Source organism: Micromonospora sp. WMMD1102, from assembly GCF_029626265.1.
Classification (GTDB): Bacteria; Actinomycetota; Actinomycetes; order Mycobacteriales; family Micromonosporaceae; genus Plantactinospora.
Genome location: NZ_JARUBN010000001.1, coordinates 8371860 through 8389363, shown reverse-complemented (window position 1 = coordinate 8389363; position 17504 = coordinate 8371860). Strand labels below are relative to the sequence as shown.

At 72.4% G+C, this 17504-nt stretch carries 8 protein-coding genes and 3 pseudogenes; 3 read left to right on the top strand and 8 right to left on the bottom strand.

The window, feature by feature from the left end:
- Positions 1-274 precede the first annotated feature (274 nt).
- The 3 genes and pseudogenes from O7626_RS38150 to O7626_RS38140 all read right to left on the bottom strand — a co-directional run bounded on the left by O7626_RS38150 (position 275) and on the right by O7626_RS38140 (position 7694).
- Positions 275-3199 (bottom strand): LuxR family transcriptional regulator, encoded by a 2925-nt coding sequence (locus O7626_RS38150; protein WP_278065784.1) that lies wholly within the window; start codon positions 3197-3199, stop codon positions 275-277.
- A gap of 1302 nt (positions 3200-4501) precedes the next feature.
- A pseudogene (locus O7626_RS38145) lies at positions 4502-7264 on the bottom strand (adenylate/guanylate cyclase domain-containing protein); the annotation flags it as partial.
- A 208-nt stretch (positions 7265-7472) separates the two neighbouring features.
- Positions 7473-7694, bottom strand: a complete 222-nt coding sequence (locus tag O7626_RS38140) for a zinc ribbon domain-containing protein (RefSeq protein WP_278065782.1) — start codon at positions 7692-7694, stop codon at positions 7473-7475.
- A 38-nt stretch (positions 7695-7732) separates the two neighbouring features.
- On the opposite strand from O7626_RS38140, the gene O7626_RS38135 reads away from it, so the two are divergent.
- The 3 genes from O7626_RS38135 (at position 7733) to O7626_RS38125 (ending at position 11039) form a co-directional block, all read left to right on the top strand.
- Positions 7733-9208, top strand: coding sequence for a lytic murein transglycosylase (locus tag O7626_RS38135; protein WP_278065781.1), 1476 nt, complete (start codon positions 7733-7735; stop codon positions 9206-9208).
- Positions 9209-9280: 72 nt separating this feature from the next.
- Complete coding sequence (locus tag O7626_RS38130; RefSeq protein ID WP_278066506.1) at positions 9281-10303, top strand: GNAT family N-acetyltransferase; 1023 nt, start codon at positions 9281-9283, stop codon at positions 10301-10303.
- 430 nt (positions 10304-10733) lie between these two features.
- The gene (locus O7626_RS38125; RefSeq protein ID WP_278065780.1) at positions 10734-11039 is read left to right on the top strand and encodes a hypothetical protein; all 306 of its coding nucleotides are present in this window, start codon (positions 10734-10736) and stop codon (positions 11037-11039) included.
- Here the strand turns inward: O7626_RS38125 and hemB are convergent.
- The 5 genes and pseudogenes from hemB to O7626_RS38100 all read right to left on the bottom strand — a co-directional run.
- Positions 11000-11977 (bottom strand): annotated as a pseudogene (gene hemB / locus O7626_RS38120) (porphobilinogen synthase); the annotation flags it as partial. The gene O7626_RS38125 and the pseudogene hemB overlap by 40 nt on opposite strands.
- A 239-nt stretch (positions 11978-12216) precedes the next feature.
- Positions 12217-13797, bottom strand: coding sequence for a uroporphyrinogen-III synthase (locus O7626_RS38115; protein WP_278065779.1), 1581 nt, complete (start codon positions 13795-13797; stop codon positions 12217-12219).
- Positions 13794-14777, bottom strand: a complete 984-nt coding sequence (gene hemC / locus O7626_RS38110) for a hydroxymethylbilane synthase (protein WP_278065778.1) — start codon at positions 14775-14777, stop codon at positions 13794-13796. Before hemC ends, O7626_RS38115 begins: the two co-directional genes overlap by 4 nt.
- A gap of 161 nt (positions 14778-14938) precedes the next feature.
- Positions 14939-16243 (bottom strand): annotated as a pseudogene (locus O7626_RS38105) (glutamyl-tRNA reductase); the annotation flags it as partial.
- Entirely contained in the window at positions 16240-17139 is a 900-nt protein-coding gene (locus tag O7626_RS38100) for a redox-sensing transcriptional repressor Rex (protein ID WP_278065777.1), read from the bottom strand. The pseudogene O7626_RS38105 and the gene O7626_RS38100, both read right to left, overlap by 4 nt.
- Positions 17140-17504: the final 365 nt, after the last annotated feature.

Here is a 17504-nt window from a genome sequence, read left to right as displayed (position 1 = left end):
CTGGCCGGATGGCCCGGTCTACTCCTGTGCGTACGCATTGTGCTGTCGTCTCCCATCGCTCGGGGCTTCCGGCCATCTCTCACGCCTCGACCCACCCGGCCGGTATTGGATGGGCGGGCCCAGCCGACCCGGCCACGGGGTCAGGGCGGCGCTCCGGCACCGCGACGGGTTCCGACCTCGACACCTCAGGTTCGGCGGACACGGAGTCAGCGGGCTCGGGGGCGGGTTCGTCACTGGACACGTCGACAGACTGGGGTCGGCGCCCCACCGGTAGCTATGGGAAGGATTCCCCATCTAACCCGGACGCCGCGGCGACGTGCCTGGCCAGCGCGGCACGCGTGGGCAGATTCAGCTTGCGCAGGACGGCGCTGACATGCTTGTCGACGGTCTTCGTGGATAGGTAGAGCCGGCTGGCGATCTCACGGTTGGTCCGCCCGGTCGCGGCCAACTCGGCCACCTCCCGCTCGCGGGGTGACAGTTCCGGACCGTAGCCGCGGCGCCCACCACGGTGGCGGGCCGGCAGCGACACGCCGTACCGCCGTGCCAGGCCAGCCGCGCGGTCGAGATCCCAGGACGCCTCCAGTTCGCGGAAGCCCGCGAGCGCCGCTCGTAACGCCAGCTCGGCCCGCGGGTCACCGACCTCCGACCAGTACTCTGCGGCCTGCTCGTGTGCCTGCGCCGCCTCGTACCGGCACAGCAACTTCTCGTACGCGGCAGCCGCCTCGGCAGCGTACGCTCCGGCCATCTCCCACCGGCCCGCGGCAGCCGCGAGCAGGCCCCGAGCCTGGCCCAGGGCCGCCGGCGCCAGCGGCGAGTCCCGGCCCTCGGCGTGCGCCGCCCACCGCTCGACCATTGCCACGGCGGCGTCGTGTCGTCCGGCTGACAGCATCACCTGCACCGCAGCCGGCAGCGCCCGCATGGCCCCAGGTATGACCCAGTGGTGTTCGAAACCGGAGAAGGCGGATTCCATGGTGGTCACGGCGGCGTCGATGTCATTACGAGCCAGGCTCGTCCGCAGGTACCCGGTCAACATCAGCGGCAGCACGTCGAGGTCGACCGCTGGCCCCCGGCCCCGCAGGAGCTCGTCGTATCCGGCGGCCGCGCGATCGAGGTCGCCGCGGGCCACAGCCAAGCCAGCACGGACGACATCCGCGTCTCGCCGCAAACGCGGATGCTCGATCAGTTCGGCGCGCAGGGTGTCGGCCCGATCGTCCAGACCGTCCCATGCACCGGTGCAATAGTCGAGCATGATCTGCGTAATCCGACACCGCATCTGCACCCGCTCGCTGCCGACCCGGGCCGCGCCGGCCGAAGCGGTGCCGAGGTGCTCCCCGGCGAGCAGGTGGTGGCCGGCATAGCATGCTTCCTGCGCCACGAGCCAGTACGCGGTCGCCTGTGGGCTGTTGCCAGGGTCGCCACCGGTCTCGGTCCGGATCTGGTCGGCCAGGGCTCGCCACCGCCAGTCGCCGCCGGCGGTGAGGAGCATGGCGACCTTGCTCAGCATGGCGACCCGTGAGGTCAGGTCCTCGATGCGCGGCACCACCTGCTCTGCCCGCTCCAGCCAGGCCAGGTATTCCTTCCGCGGCCTGCCAGCAGCCCTGGGTACCGCCAACCCGATCATCGCCCAAGCCTGGAGTTCCGGCCGATCGTCCAGGCCGGCCACTGCCGAGGCGTACGCGTGCAGCTGCGCGGCATCGCTGTCGCCGGCACTCTCCAGCAGCAGCGCTAGCCGAAGCCACAGCTCACCCCGGAGCGGCGGTGGCAGGTCCGCTTCCCGGGTCAGCACATCGCCGATGAGCTCCTGGATGTGGGCCCGGGCCGGGATGGACAGCGTCTCGGCGGCCGACTCGAGCAGTTTCACGGCGAGGCGCCCTCGTTGGACGCCCCGCACCGGTGCGAGCCGGAGCACCTCGTCCAGCAGGCGCGCCGCCTGCTCGTCATCACCCAACGCCGCAGCCTGGTCGGCCGCCTGCTCGGCGGCCACGACCCATTCGGTGAGCCGGCCTGCGTGGTGCCAGTGGTGCGCGACCTGTCCCAACGGCACCGGATCGCATCGGGCCAGCGCGGTAGCCGCCCGGCCGTGCAACTCCTGCCGCCGGCTGAGCGCGAGGTCCTCGTACACGGCGTGCAGGGCGAGCACATGCCGGAACCGCACCCCGTCGTCCCGCTCGTCCAACAGGCCCGAACTGAGCGCCTCGGTCAGTCCGCGTGAGGCGTGTGCGCCACCCAGCTCGCAAGCCTCGCCCAGCACGCGCGCCGGCGCCGGAAGCTGCAACACGGCGGCGGCCTCCACGATAGTCCGAGCCGGCTCGGACAGGCGACTCACCCGTTCCAGCACCGAGTCCCGTACCCCGGTCGGAACGTCCAGCTCGCCTAACTGCGGGCGGGCCCACCCACCATCGGTGGGCACCAGGGTGCCGCGCGTCCGCAGGAGGGCGAGAAGTTCCTCGACCGCGAACGGCAGACCCGACGAGCGGACACACAGGTACTCCGCAAACTCCGACGACACGCGCTCGGTCGCGAGGATCGCGGCCGCCAGCTCTCCGGTCTGCTCGGCGTGGAGTGTTGAGAGGGATAATCGTTCGCGGGTGACGGTGGACGGCAGCCGAGCGGTCAGCGCCCGCACCTTCGGTGTCACTTCCTCGGCCCGGTACGTCAGCACCATCGACAGTCCGGCCAGGGGGGCGCCGAGCAGATATCCGACGAAGTCCAGCGTGTGCTCGTCAGCCCAGTGCATATCCTCCAAGACCAGAACCAGGGGACATGACGAATTCAGCAACGCCGCCATCCCGCGGAACGCCCGATGGCGCTCGGCGGCCCGATCGTCCAGCTGCGGTAACGGAGGCGGCAACCGGTCGGCGAGCTCGGGCAGCAGCGGTCGCAGCGCGCCGGCCACCGGCGAAAGACCTCCCGGCGCCAGGTGATCGCTCAGCCCCCGCACCGCCTCCAGCACGGGACCGAGCGGGAAAGGCTCACGGATGGGCCGGCAGCCACCGACAACCAGCAAACGGCCGGCGAGAACAGTATCGTCCTGCAGTTCGGCGACGAGCCGCGTCTTGCCGACTCCTGCCTCGCCCTCCACGACCACGACGGCCGGCGGTGACGACACGGCCGCAATCAGCCGGGCCCGCTCGTCAGCACGGCCGACGAGCCGCGGTGATACGAGCCGACCATTGGCTGCCTGATCTGTTGTCACCATCGTCGCACGTCAGCCGCCCTCCCATCCCTCACGCCGGCAACCATGCTCTGACCCGCCGCAACGAGGGGACGCACCACGATCATGAGGTAACGGGCGGCTGCGAGGCAACTGTGCGTCGTGCGCAATGACACCGGATGGCTGACCTTCACTCGAACTCGGTACTGAACCTCGTCGAAGCCGGTCCGAACCCGTTGCCGCGCCCGCCGGCAGCCCGCCGCGACAGACAACGAGCCGGGCCCTCTGCCGCCTTCGCCGCGACCGCCGTGCACGCTGACCTGCTGACCGCGCCTCACCGAGAGTCACCACCCGACCCTTGGAAGCCGGGCTGAAGCTCAGCGTGTCTAGCCTCCGAAGACTCCGACCACGTCCCTGCACAAGCAGAGGGGGCAGGATGCGGAACACGCGGGGTCTCCTTCGCAGAGCCCACCCCCTCGGGGGCGCGTCCCGGGCTAGCGCCAAGAAGGCTCCCGCACTCTCTCGGTCCACCACTTGGACAGCCCTTGATGAAAGTCTGGAGCCAAAAGAAATCCACGAGAGTGAAATCGCCGTAGACTCCTCCGATCAATTACCGAACCCCGGTGGTTGCGCGGATGCCCGCATCACTGGATGACCCCACGGAAGGAGCAAGGTGAAGTCGTCGAACGCCTGGCGGTACTCGTTTCACTTGCAGCCGCCATCATGTCAATAGGTGTACCCGCGACCGCTGCACCAAGTAGCGATACGCGGTTGCCAGCATCGGAAGCGGGCGCGGCGTCAGGCCAACATGCGGATTGCATAATACTCAGACCTTATTCCTACGTCTCTAATGAAACCCATCTCGGAATTGGAGTGCAAAAGTACACAGCTCCCGGATACTACGACCGAGTATTGCCGCCACATCAGCGCACGGACCTCGCCCTGGTGCTGGCCAAACGTCTGGTCCATCTACATCGGCCCAGGGTACTGCGCTGAGGCATACGCCTGGAATGGTTCCTTGTGGGTCTACAAGAAGACCGTCAAGAACCAGGAATGGGCGATGCCGGATATCGCGGGTCAAGACATCGATAGGTGGGCGGTTCGGAACCTTCGCGCCTGCTGATCGGTGCGGACGCCGGTCGCGTCGATGTTTCCCTATGCCTGTGAACATCGACGCGACCGGTGATCCGGAATGCCCTCGCCCCGGCCAGGGGTTCGCCATCGGCGTCGAGGTCGGCCATCCCATCGGACACTAAGGTTGGGGCCGGTCCGGTCAGGCAGGTGCTCTCAGACCTCGTCGTCGACCGGTTGCCGGGGGCGCGATCGCTGGGCCGGGGGTTCGACGTGCGAAAACCGGATCGAGTCGGCGGCCAGGTCGGGGTGGTCGACGTCGAGGGCGACCGCAGCCGCCTCCTCCAGCGTCAGCTCGGCCCCCGCCGCGTACGCGGTGTCGAACGCTTCGTCCCCCATCAGTGCCCGCAGCGAGGCCTGCTCCTGGATCCAATATGCGCCGAACGTACCCGGAGTACAGCGCATCGCCGAGCGGGTGAGCTGGGCCGCGCCGAAAAGTCGCGCCGCCGCTCTCGGGTCCCTGCCGCCGGCGCAGCGCACCGCTATCGCGTTCACCGTGTCACAGGCCCGGGCCAGATAGCCGTAGCTCATCCGGGAGCGCAGCGCGACGACCAGGTGGTCGTGCGCGGCGACCAGGTCACCCCGGGCCAGCGCCACCATGCCGAGCAGCATGTCCACCGAGCGCTTGCCGCGCTCGGTCGGCCGGCTCGCCTCCACCGGCCGGGCCGCACCGAGCAGCTCGGCCGCCTCGTCCAGGGCACCCCGGCGCCAGAGCAGCTCGGCCAGGCTGTAGACGGCGAGCAGCGCGTCCCCGTTCACCCCCTCCGTCTCGGCCTCGGCGATCACCTTCCGGCACACCCGCTCCGCCTCGGCGAACTGTCCCATGTCGATGAGCGGCGCGGCACGGCCGGCGAGTACCCGGATCAGCAGGCCCGCGTCGCCGGCCTGCCGGGCCGCCGACTCGGCCCGCTGCGAGAAGCGCAACTCCTCGGCGAACTCACCGTCCGCGCCGGCATGCTGCGAGTGCATGTGGTACGCCGCCGCCAGCTCCGCCTCGGGGATCTGCTCGCCGGTCTCGGCGATCCGGCCGTAGAGCCGGAACAGCCACAGCCGCCCCTCCCGGGCCAGCCCGCGCTCCCGCCACCACTCGTCGAGACCACTCGCCAGTTGCAGCCCCTGCCGGGCGCTGCCACCGGTGACCGTCCAGCGCAGCGCGGCCCGCAGCTCGTCGGCGAGCGGGTCGAGCCCGTAGAGGGAGAGGGTGACCGGCCGCTCGTCCGGCCCCAGGTAGGTCCGCTGCAACGCGTGCAGCGACCAGGCCACGTGCCGGTCCCGGGCGGTCTGCTCCTCGCCCGCGTCGACCAGCCGGCGGGCCGCGTACGCCCGGATCGGGTCGAGCATCCGGTAGGTGCTGCCGGAGACGTTCGGCTCCGCCTGGATCATCGACTTGTCGACGAGCACGGAGAGCGGGTCGAGCGGGTCGTCGTTGAGCAGCCACTCGACGGTGGCCAGGTCCACCGGGCCGGAGAAGACCGCCAGCCAGCGCAGCAGCCGGGCGGCCCGGGGACCGAGCGTGCGGTACGACCAGGTGACGGTGGCCTGCATGGTGACGTGCCGCTGGGTGGCCGACCGCTGCACCGCGCGGGCGCCGACCGGTGGCGCCATCCCCCGGGCCGCCGCCGCCAGGTCCACGGTGTCCTGCTGGTTGGCGACCCAGCCCCGGGCCGGCACCGGAGCAGGCTCCACGTCGTCCCGCCCCGCGTCCAGCGCGCCGAGTACGTCGTCCAGCCGTTCGGCGAGCTGGCTGGCGGAGAGCACCCGCAGCCGGGCGGCGGCCAGCTCGATCGCCAGCGGCAGCCCGTCCAGCCGGGTCACCACCCGTTGCAGGTCGGCCGACTCGGCCGGGCCGGACCGGCGCCCACCCCGGGCCGCGGCGGTCCGGTCGAGCAGCAGGGTCACCGCCTCGCTCGGCCCGCCGCCGGGCGCCGGGTCGACGGAGAGCGGCGGGATCCGCCAGATCACCTCGCCGGGCAGCCCGAGCGACTCCCGGCTGGTGGCGAGGACGCGTACGCCGCTGCCGCCGGCCAGCAGTCGCGAGATGACCTCGGCGCAGGCGGCCGGCTGGGCGTCACAGGTGTCGAGCACCACGATCATCCGCCGGGAGGCGGCGAACTCGACGAGCGTCTCCAGCATCGGCCGGCCCGGCTCCGGCCGCAGCCCGAGGACCGCGGCGATCGCGAAGGCGACCAGCCCGGGGTCGGTCACGGTGGCGATGTCGACGAACCAGACCCCGTCCGGGTACGACTCGACCACGCCGCCGGCCAACTCGACCGCCAGCCTGGTCTTGCCGGCCCCGCCCGCACCGACCACCGTCACCAGCCGGTGCGTGTCGATGAGCTGGTCCAGCTCCTCCCGCTCGGCCCGCCGGCCGACGAACGAGGTGACCTGGGTCGGCAGGTTGTGCGGGATCGCGTCGGCCGTCCGGGGCCGGGGGAACTGCCGCTCCAGCCCCGGTGCGACGAGCTGGAAGAGCCTCTCCCGGTCGTCGAAGCCGCGCAGCCGGTGCAGCCCGAGGTCGAGCAGGGAGGCGCCCGGCGGCAGCGGTGCGGCGTGCTTGGCGGTCGCGCCGGAGCAGAGCACCTGGCCGCCGTGCGCGGCAGCGGCGATCCGGGCGGCCCGGTGCACCTCGGCGCTGGCGTACTCGCCGTCGCGGGGTTCCGCGTGCCCGGTGTGCAGCCCCATCCTGACCTTTGGGGTGGCCTCCGGGGTCGGCCACTCGTGGTTGTTGAGTGCCCGCTGGGCGGCAAGTGACGCGTCCAGTGCGGACGAGGCGTCGCCGAACGCGACGAAGAACGAGTCGCCCTCGGTAAAGAGCTCCGTCCCGTCACTCGCGGCCAGCGTCGCCCGCAGCAGGCGCCGGTGCTCGCTCAGCACCGGCCGATAGCCCGAACCGAGCATCTGGGCCAGCCGGGTGGACCCCTCGATGTCGGTGAACATGAATGTCACCAACCCGCTCGGCAGGTGGATCCGTGCTGACATGCCTGGAACCTCCCGCCCCCTGGAAGTCGCGTTCATGCTTCCGCATATTTACGGGCTGGCCCATCGTAGGAACGGACGGCGCGACACCGTACCAAGGTGCTAACCGGGGACTGTGCCACGAAACCGACATCACGGTCGCGAACCGTCCTCACCGAACCGACGCTGTCCGGGACGGAGGGGGCCGGGTCCGGACAGTTGGGTTACGGCCTCAGCAGCCGCAACTCCCGCCGCAGCAGCCGCCGCCGCTCGGCGCGACCGGCGGCGGGGCGGAACCCCCCGCGCCACGACCGGTGAACGCCACCGTGGACAGTAGCTTGACCGTGTCGTCGTGCCCCTGCGGGCAGGACGCCGGAGCCGAGGCCTCGGCCATCGGCCGGTCGATTTCGAAGGTGTCGCCGCAGGCGCGGCAGCGGAACTCGTACCGGGGCATACCAACAGCGTACGACCAGACCTGACGTTCGACGGTCCATGGGTAATACTCGACGGGTGGCGGAGCGCGAGGAGACTTCTACGACTCGACCACTGCGGCCTGCGGCGCCGGTCTTCGACGGGCCACTGGCCAGCTCGGGTGCCGCTCCGGATCCCGACTCCGGTTCACCATCGGCCGCCGTGCCCCGCCCACGCCGCGAGCCCGACGCGCCGGCCCACCCCGCTCCCGAGCCGGTCGAGACCCGAGCCGAGAAGTTGGACCCGGCCGACGCCGGCTCCACCGCCGCCGGCACCTCGGACCTGCCCCCGGCCGACGCCACCCCGGATGCCCCGGGCACGGCAGGACCGGCCCCGGCCGAGGCCCGCCCGGCGGCAGCCGACGCGCCGGAGCCGAAGACGGCAGACAGCAGGCCGGAGACAGCCGGCACCACAGAACCGGAGACGGCAGACACCGAGCCGACGGCGGCCGGCGCGGCACGACCGGACGCCGCGAGCACGGCGAGCGGGCCGGTCGTGGAGAAGCCAGCGGAAAGGCCGGCGGGCAAACCGGACGAGACGGTCATCGACCTCGACACACCGGCGACCGCGCCGGCCCGACGGAACCGGCGGATCCGGGTCCGGTTCGCGCACGCGGTCGCCCGCTGGCCGTCGCCCGGGGCGGTCCGCGCCTGGTCGAAGCGGCCGAGCGGTCGGCTGACCCTGCCGGCGCTGCTGCTCTTCGCCCTGGTCGCGACGACCGGCGCGGCGGGAGCCTTCCTGCTCCCGGCCACCGCGCGCCAGGCCGGGTCGGCGCAGCCGGGTGCCGAGACGACTCCACCACCGGCTTCGCCCAGCCTGGAGGGGTTCCCGGTCGCGCCCGGCGGGCTGCCGTCGGGGCTGCCGAGCCCGCCGTCGTTCGGCACGCCGAGCGTGCCGGCGCCGCCGTGGAACGCGACCGGTGGCCGTCCGTCGGACGTACTCGCCGGCTGGGCGGCGCAGGTCGGGCCCCGGGTCGGGATCTCACCCACCGCCCTCCAGGCGTACGGCTACGCGGAGATGCGGGTCGGGCAGACCACGCCCAGCTGCCAGCTTCGCTGGACCACGCTGGCCGCGATCGGGCACGTCGAGTCGTCGCACGGGCGGGCGAACGGGGCGGTCCTCGGCCCGAACGGGGTCGCCGCACCCGAGATCATCGGCCTGCCGCTGGACGGCAACGGCGGTCGGATGCGGATCATGGACACCGAGGACGGCCGGCTCGACCGGGACGCCACCTACGACCGCGCGGTCGGGCCGATGCAGTTCATCCCGACCACCTGGGCGGAGATCGGGGCCGACGCCGACGGTGACGGCGTGGAGAACCCGCACAGCATCGACGACGCGGCTCTGGCGGCCGGTAACTATCTGTGCAAGGGAGGCCGCAACCTGTCGGTCGCCGCCGACTGGTGGAGCGCCATCCTTTCCTACAATGACGTGCGGCCATATGCGCAATCGGTGTTCGAGACCGCCAACAGGTACGGCACGGACAGTAGGACTTAGCGTAATGTGCTCGACACATTGGAGAACTGGGCACTTTCGCCAGACTGCGGTTGACGGCAAGCTAGACGCGTGATGGTGCGCGAGTGGGATCCCAGGACCGCCCCGGCCGCGGAGATCGAGTCCTTCCTGGACGCGATCAACGCGGTTTTCGCGGCCGACCTGCCGGAGGACCCTCTGTGGGAGAACGGCATGCTCCGGGAGTACCTCTGCGAGGTGATGCCCGGCGAACGCCGCATCTCCTGGATCATCCAGGACGAGCCCTCGGCCGACGGGCAGCCGGGGCGCATCCTCGGGCACACCCACGTACTCCTGCTCGGTGACATCGGGGTGCTGGAGGTGATGGTGCACCCGGCGGCCCGGCGCCGCGGGGTCGGCCGGAAGTTGATCGCCACGGCGGCCCGCCGCACCTATCAGGAGGGCTTCCGGTCGATGGGTGTCGAGGTCATCGGCGACACGCCCGCGGTCGGGTTCTACGAGGCGCTCGGCTTCGCCCGGGAGTACGAGGAGGACCGCAGCGTACTGCGACTCGGCACGGTGGACTGGACCGCGCTCGGCGAGATGGCCCAGGGAATCGGCCCCGGATACCGGCTGGAGTTCTGCCCCGGCGGCCCGCCGGAGGACCTTATCGAGCCGTACGCGATGGCGAAGGCCGAAACCCGCGACGTCGACGACGGCGACCTGGACCTGCGGCCGAGTTCGCACGACCCGCAGCGCCTGCGGGACAGCCTCAACTGTCTGCACCGGCGTGGGATGAAGCCCTACATCGTGCTCGCGGTCGAGGAGAAGACCGGTGTGGTGGCCGGGCTGACCGAGGTCGTCGTGCCGGCCCACCACCCGACCCGGGCCGACCAGTGGGACACCATCGTCGGCCGGGAGCACCAGGGCTTCGGCATCGACCGGGCGATGAAGGCGCGGATGCTCTTCGAGCTGCGTTCGGCCGAGCCCAAGGTTTCCGAGGTGCAGACCTGGAACGCCCGGACCAACGACGCGATGCGGGCGGTCAACGCCGACCTCGGCTTCCAGGCCGACCGGGAGTGGTACGAGTACGGCGTCGACGTGGCCGAGCTGGCGCACCGGCTGGACGGCGCCAACTAGTGCCCTGTCTTGCGGGCTGATCGGCTAACCCGGCGCTGCCAGAGATTTTCGAGCCGGCGATCTGACGTCGGGTCGGGTGCGGGTCGGGATAGTCGCCAGTGAGACTGTCGAGCTGCCCCGCCTGTGCGCCCACCCTCCCGGCCTGCCCGAACCCCGGTCCCGCCCACCCGCCGGTCGACCCGAACCGCATCACCACGCCGGCGACCCCGGCCGCCGTGCCCCGCCTGTGCACCCAGCTCGACAGTCTCCGCGCCGACCACCCCCGCTCCGCAACCCCGGCCGCCGTGCCCCGCCTGTGCACCCAGCTCGACAGTCTCCGCGCCGACTACCCCCGCTCCGCCGCCGGGCCGCTCGTCTGGTCAGCCGGGCCGCCAGCGCAACCCAGCGGGGTCGGAGGGAACGTCCGGTCCGGGCAGCGCGTGTACCGGACATGGAAGCAGTGGCCAGCGATCCGGTAGGCGTAGGCGTTCCGGCCGGTCAGGTCGCGGCCGAGCCGTTCGACGCGTTCTACCGGGCGTACAGCGACCGGGTCTACCGGGCGCTGGCGCTGAGCCTCCGCGACGACGCGCTGGCCCGGGAGGCGACCGACGAGGCGACGACCCGCGCCTACGCCCGCTGGGACCGGGTCCGCGGGCTGGACAACCCGGCGGGCGGGGCGTACCGGGTCGGGCTGAACTGGGCGACCTCCTGGTGGCGGCGCTCGCGGAGCATCCGGGCCGCCTCGACGGCCCAGTAGGTGAGGATGACCTGGGCACCGGCCCGGCGGATCGAGGTCAACGTCTCCAGCATCGCCCGCTCCCGGTCGATCCAGCCGTTCGCGGCGGCCAGCTCGACCATCGAGTACTCCCCGGAGATCTGGTACGCGGCGACCGGTACGTCCACCTCGGCCCGGACCGCGGCCAGCACGTCGAGGTACGGCAGGGCGGGCTTCACCATCACCATGTCGGCGCCCTCGGCGACGTCGAGGCGTACCTCCCGGAGGGACTCCCGCAGGTTGGCCGGGTCCTGCTGGTAGGTGCGGCGGTCCCCCCGCAACGACGACTCCACCGCCTCCCGGAACGGGCCGTAGAACGCGGAGGCGTACTTCACCGCGTACGCCAGGATGCCGGTGTCGGTGTGCCCGGCGGCGTCCAGCGCCCTGCGGACCACCCCGACCTGGCCGTCCATCATTCCGGACGTCCCGACCAGGTGCGCCCCGGCCTCGGCCTGCGCCACCCCCAGCTCGGCGTACGCGGCGAGCGTGGCGTCGTTGTCGACGGTGCCGTCCGGGGCGAGCAGTCCGCAGTGCCCGTGCGAGGTGAACTCGTCGAGGCAGAGGTCGCTCATCACCACGGTGGCGTCGCCGACCTCGGCGACCACGTCCCGGATCGCCACGTTGAGGATGCCGTCCGGGTCGGTGCCACCGGAACCCGCCTCGTCCTTGTGCAGCGGCACCCCGAAGAGCATGATCCCGCCGATGCCGGCGTGCACGGCCTCGGCCGCCGCCTTGCGCAGCGACTCCCGGGAGTGCTGGAGCACGCCCGGCATCGAGGCGATCGGCCGGGGCTCGGCCAGCCCCTCCTTGACGAACATCGGCAGCACCAGGTCCGCCGGGGCGAGCCGGGTCTCCTCGACCAGCCGGCGGACCGCCGGGGACCGGCGCAGCCGGCGCGGACGGATCTCGGGGTACGACATCGTCACTCCTTCCGGCCGACCGGCCGGCACGCGACCCGGGTGTCCCCCCGGGTCGTTCGGGTCCGTGCCGGCCCAGTGTCGCCGACGGACCCTGCCGCGACGGCCCCGTGCCGCCGACGGCCCCAGCACCGATGGTGCCTCAGAACCGAGCGTGCCTCACAGTGGTTCGCGTTTCGCGAATCCGACAGCGGTCAGTCTCGCGAATCCGACATCGGCTCGGTTCGCGTATCCGACCGAGGCTACCGGAACCGCAGCGCGGTCGGGCCCTGCACCTTCGAGCCCCGGCGCTGCTTCGCCGGCATCGCGGCCAGCTTCTCCCGCAGCTCCACCGCGTACGACGCCAGCGCCTCGACCAGGTCCGGCACCGAGGCGTGCGCCGGCTGGGCGTCCACCCGCAGGCCGAACTCGCCTGCGGTCTCCGCCGTCTTCGGGCCGATCACCGCGACCACCGTCCGGGCGTGTGGCTTGCCGGCGATGCCGACCAGGTTGCGCACGGTCGAGGAGGAGGTGAAGAGCACCGCGTCGAAGCCACCGGACTTGATCGCGTCCCGGATCTCGGCCGGCGGCGGGGCCGCCCGCACCGTCCGGTAGGCGGTCACGTCGTCGACCTCCCAGCCGCGCTCGGTCAGCCCGGCGGCCAGCGTCTCGGTGGCGATGTCGGCGCGGGGCAGCAGCACCCGGCCGACCGGGTCGAGGATCTCGTCGTGCGGGGAGAACTCGGCGAGCAGCCCCTCCGAGGACTGCTCCCCGGACGGGATCAGCTCCGGCTGGATGCCGAAGGCGCGGACCGCCTCGGCGGTGGCCTCGCCGATACAGGCGATCTTGACGCCGCCGAAGTGCCGGGCGTCCAGGCCGTGCTCGGCGAACTTCTCCCAGACCGCGCGTACGGCGTTCACCGAAGTGAAGATCACCCAGGCGTACCTGCCGTCGACCAGGCCCTTGACCGCCCGCTCCATCTGGGCCGGGGTACGCGGCGGCTCGACCGCGATCGTCGGCACCTCGCACGGGATGGCGCCGTACTCGCGCAGCCGGGCGCTCATCACCCCGGCCTGCTCCTTGGTGCGCGGCACCAGCACCTTCCAGCCGTACAGCGGACGGTTCTCCCACCAGCTGAGCTTGTCCCGGTGCGGGACGCCGACACCGAGGGTGAGCACCACCCGGCCGGTGAAGCCGAGCGCGGCGGCGACGAAGCTGTCCACCGTCGAGGTGGTGGTGTATTGCGTCTCGCCGGTGCCGTCGCCGGTCACCGCGACCGCGGTGGTGCCGTCCACCCCGGCGGCCAGCAGCCCGTCCCGGATCGCGGCCAGGTCACCGGCGTCCACCGCCAGGGCGAGCGAGCCACGGGCGACCGCCGCCGCCAGCGCCTCGAAGTCCATCGCGGTGACGTCGTCCACGTCGGCGGCGGTGCGTACCCCGGACAGCGGCACCCCGGCGTAGGTGGCCACCCCTTCGGCCTGGCCGACCCCCGGCACCACCTCGAAGTGCACGGCGGTACGCGCCACCGCCTGCACCTCCTTGACCACCGCGTCGTGCCCGAACGGGTCACCCGCGACGAGGTGTACGGCGGCCAGGCCGGACCGGGCCGCCGAGAGCAGCACCTTGGCCACGTCACCCGGCGCCCCCTCGGCCGGGGTGAACTGCGCGTCCTGCTTGGCCTCGGCCCTGACCACGGTCAGCAGGGCCTCGGGAACGCTGCGGTCGTACACCACCTGGTCGGCGTCGACGAGTGCGTCGTGCGCCCGGCGGGTCAGCAGGCCGGGGTCGCCGGGTCCCGCCCCGACGAACGCGATGCGACCTGCGGGCTTACGGGTGCCGATCATTCTGTAGCTCCAAGATGCTGGGTCCTCGCGCCGGATTCCTTAGGCGCCCCGAGGATCGAGTCGGCGCCGAGGTCGAGGAGTTCGGCGGCGAGTGCCTTGCCGATCTCCGTCGCCTCGGCGGGCGTACCGGTGCGGGACAGCCGGATGTCACGGGTGCCGTCCGGGCTGATCACCGCACCGCGCAGGTAGATCTCCTCGCCGTCGTCGCCCTCGGCGACTTCGGCGTACCCGGCGACCGGCGCGCTGCACCCGGCCTCCAGGGTGGCCAGAAACGCCCGTTCCGCGGTGACCGCGGCCCGGGTCGGTGCATGGTCGAGCACGCCGAGCAGTTCGACCAGCTCGGCGTCGTCGACCCGGCACTCCAGGGCCAGCGCGCCCTGGGCGGGTGCCGGCAGCATCAGCATCGGGTCGAGGGTTTCGCTGATCTCGTCGGCCCGGCCCAGCCGGAGCAGCCCGGCCCGGGCCAGCACCACCGCGTCGAGATCGGCCTCCGGGCCGTGCACCCGGCCCATCCGGGTGTCCACGTTGCCGCGGATCGGCACCACCGTGAGCTGGAGCCCGAGCGCGTGCAACTGGGCGATCCGGCGCAGCGCACCGGTGCCGACGGTGGCGCCGGGGGGCAGTTCGGCCAGGGTACGGCCGTGGCTGGCGACCAGCGCGTCGCGCGGGTCCTCCCGGGGCGGTGTCGCCGCGATGTGCAGCCCGGCCGGAACGGCCGTCGGCAGGTCCTTGTAGCAGTGCACCGCGAAGTCGATCTCTCCGGCGACCAGCGCGTCGCGCAGCGCCGAGACGAAGACCCCGACACCCAGCCGGTGCACCGGGGCGCTGGACCGGTCGCCGGCCGTGACGATCTCGACCAGTTCGACCGGGCGGCCGGTGGTCGCCGTCACCGCCTCGGCGATCGTCCGGGACTGGGCGAGCGCGAGTGCGCTGCCCCGGGTGCCGAGCCGCAGCACGCTCGTGCCGCTCCGCTCGCTCATCGTTCTCCTCCGGACTGCTGTCGGGGCACCTGGGCGCGCAGGGCCGCTCCGGCGCCGAGGTCGGCCTGGCCGTCGATCGCCGGCAGGTCACCGAGGCCGGGCAACCCGGCCAGCCCGGTCAACCGGTTGCCGGCCGGTACTCCGGCCAGCTCGGCGGCGGCGAGCTCCGGCACGGTGTCCGCCTGCGAGGTGACCGGCACCTCCAGGTCGAAGAGTTCCCGGAGCAGGGCGGCGTACTGGTCGCCGCCGGGCTCGGCGGCGAGTTGCCGGACCCGCACCGTCGGCGAGTGCAGCAGCCGCTGCACCACCCGGTGCACCGCGTGGCTCACCTCGGCACGCTGGTCGTCGGTGAGGTCCGGCCGGCGCTGGGCGAGCCGGCGCAGCTCGGCGGCGACCACCTCGTCGGCCCGGGCCCGCAGGGCGGCCACGGTCGGCGCGACGTCGGCGCCGCGCAGCCAGGTGAGGAAGGACTCGACCTCGGAGCTGACGATCTGGGTCACCGCAGCGGTGTCGGTGGCGGCCGGGCCGATCGGCTGGGCCGCGGCCAGCCCGTCGATGTCGATCACCACCGCTCCGGGCAGCTCGGCGACGGCCGGCTCGATGTCCCGGGGCACGGCGAGGTCGAGCAGGACCAGCGGGTCGGTCCGGTCGGCGGCGCGCTCCCGCAACGCCCGGGAGACCGTCGCCCGGGTGAGGACCGGCTCGATCGACGCGGTGGCGGCCACTACGATGTCCACTGTGGAGAGGGCGGTGGCGAGTTCGGCGATCGGCACCGCCGTGGCGCCGTACGCCTCGGCGAGCCGGAGTGCCCGGTCGTGACCCCGGTTGCTGATCCCCACCGGGCCGGCGCCCAGCCGGGAGAGCGTGGCCACGGCCAGCGCGCCCATCGAGCCGGCCCCGACCACCAGCACCGGGCGGCCCGCGATGTCGCCGCCGAAGTGCCGGGCGGCCAGGTCGAGCGCGGCACTGACCACGTTCTGTCCGGCCCGGTCGATGTCGGTCTCGGCGTGCGCCCGCTTGCCCACCCGGAGGGCCTGCTGCATCAGCTCGTGCAGCAGCCGGCCGGGCGCCTCGGCCTCGCTCGCCGCGTGGTAGGCGTCGCGCAGCTGGCCGAGGATCTGCGCCTCGCCGACCACCATCGAGTCCAGCCCGGCGGCGACCCGGAAGGCGTGCTCCACCGCCGCGCCGTCGTAGTGCACGTAGAGGTGGTTGGCCAGCTCGGCCGGTACGGCTCCGGCGTGCCCGGCCAGCACCGCGCAGATGTCGCCGAGCCCGCCGTGGAAGCCGGTGGCGGCGGCGTAGACCTCGACCCGGTTGCAGGTCGAGACGACCACCGCCTCGCCGACGTAGGGCTGGGCGAGCAGCCGGGCCAGGATCTCCGGCAGCTCGGTGCCGGCGACGGCCAGCCGCTCCAGGATGGCGACCGGAGCGGTGCGGTGCGACGCACCTACGACGAGCAGGTTCATGAGCCGACCGCCTCCGCACTCGTCGGCCGGAGTTTCCCGGTGGGTGTCGCCTCGGTGGTGCCGGTGGCGGCCAGACCGCCGGGCAGCGCGGTCAGCCCGTTGGTGGCGCCGCCGAGGGTGCCGCCGTGCGGGGTGCCCAGTCCGCCGGCCGAGCCGGTGAGCCCGGGGCCGCCCGAGCCGGCGAGCCCCGGCCCGGTGGTCGCGGGCAGGCCGGTCAGGGCCGCCTTGCGGTGCTCGTGGAAGGAGAGGATCTGCAACTCGATGGCGAGGTCGACCTTGCGCACGTCGACCCCGTCCGGGACGGCCAGCACGCAGGGCGCGAAGTTGAGGATGCTTGTCACCCCGGCCGCGACCAGCTGGTCGGCGACGCTCTGCGCGGCGGTGGCCGGGGTGGCGATCACGCCGATCGCGATGCTCTCCTCGGCGGCCACCCGGGGCAGCTCGTCGATGTGCCGGACGGTCAGCCCGCTGATCTCCTCGCCGAGCCGGGCCGGGTCGGCGTCGAAGAGCGCCGCGATCCGGAAACCACGACCGGTGAAGCCGGCGTACCCGGCGAGGGCGTGACCGAGATTACCCACACCGACCAGCGCGACCGACCGGCACTGGGTGAGCCCGAGCACGAACTCGATCTGGTCGATCAACAGGGCCACGTCGTAGCCCACCCCCCGGGTGCCGTACGACCCGAGTTGGGAGAGGTCCTTGCGCAGCTTGGCCGAGTTGACTCCGGCCGCTGCCGCGAGCTCCTCGCTGGAGACCGTGTCGTTGCCGGTTTCGGCGAGATTGTGCAGGGCACGGAGGTATTCCGGGAGCCGGGCGACCGTCGCCTCGGGGAGGTCCGGAAGCGCCGGCACGGCACCGGCGCGGCCGGGCGTGCCTATCGGGCGGTGCTGACTCATACGACTCCGTGCCGTGCGATCTTCGACCAGCCGGACCGGCAGGTCTTTTCGGTGCACCCGCTGCCGACCGCTACGACCGGCTGTGCTAGCAGGGCTCGTCGGACTAACAGAGTAGGCGCTTGTGAAGACACGCACAAATCGCGATCTTGATAGACCGCGATAACGCCTCACCTGCGCCTCCACATACAAGATCGGTTTCCGGGCCGCCCGGAGCCGGCACGGCGATTATTACCTAAGTCCGACTTATCTCACCAACTCGCCGCAGCCACGCCGGCCGATCGACCCGCCCATTCGCCAAGATCGACAATCCTGAAGCCCCGTCGATTTCCCGAGTCCACCATTACATTCGGGGCCAAGCCCGCCGG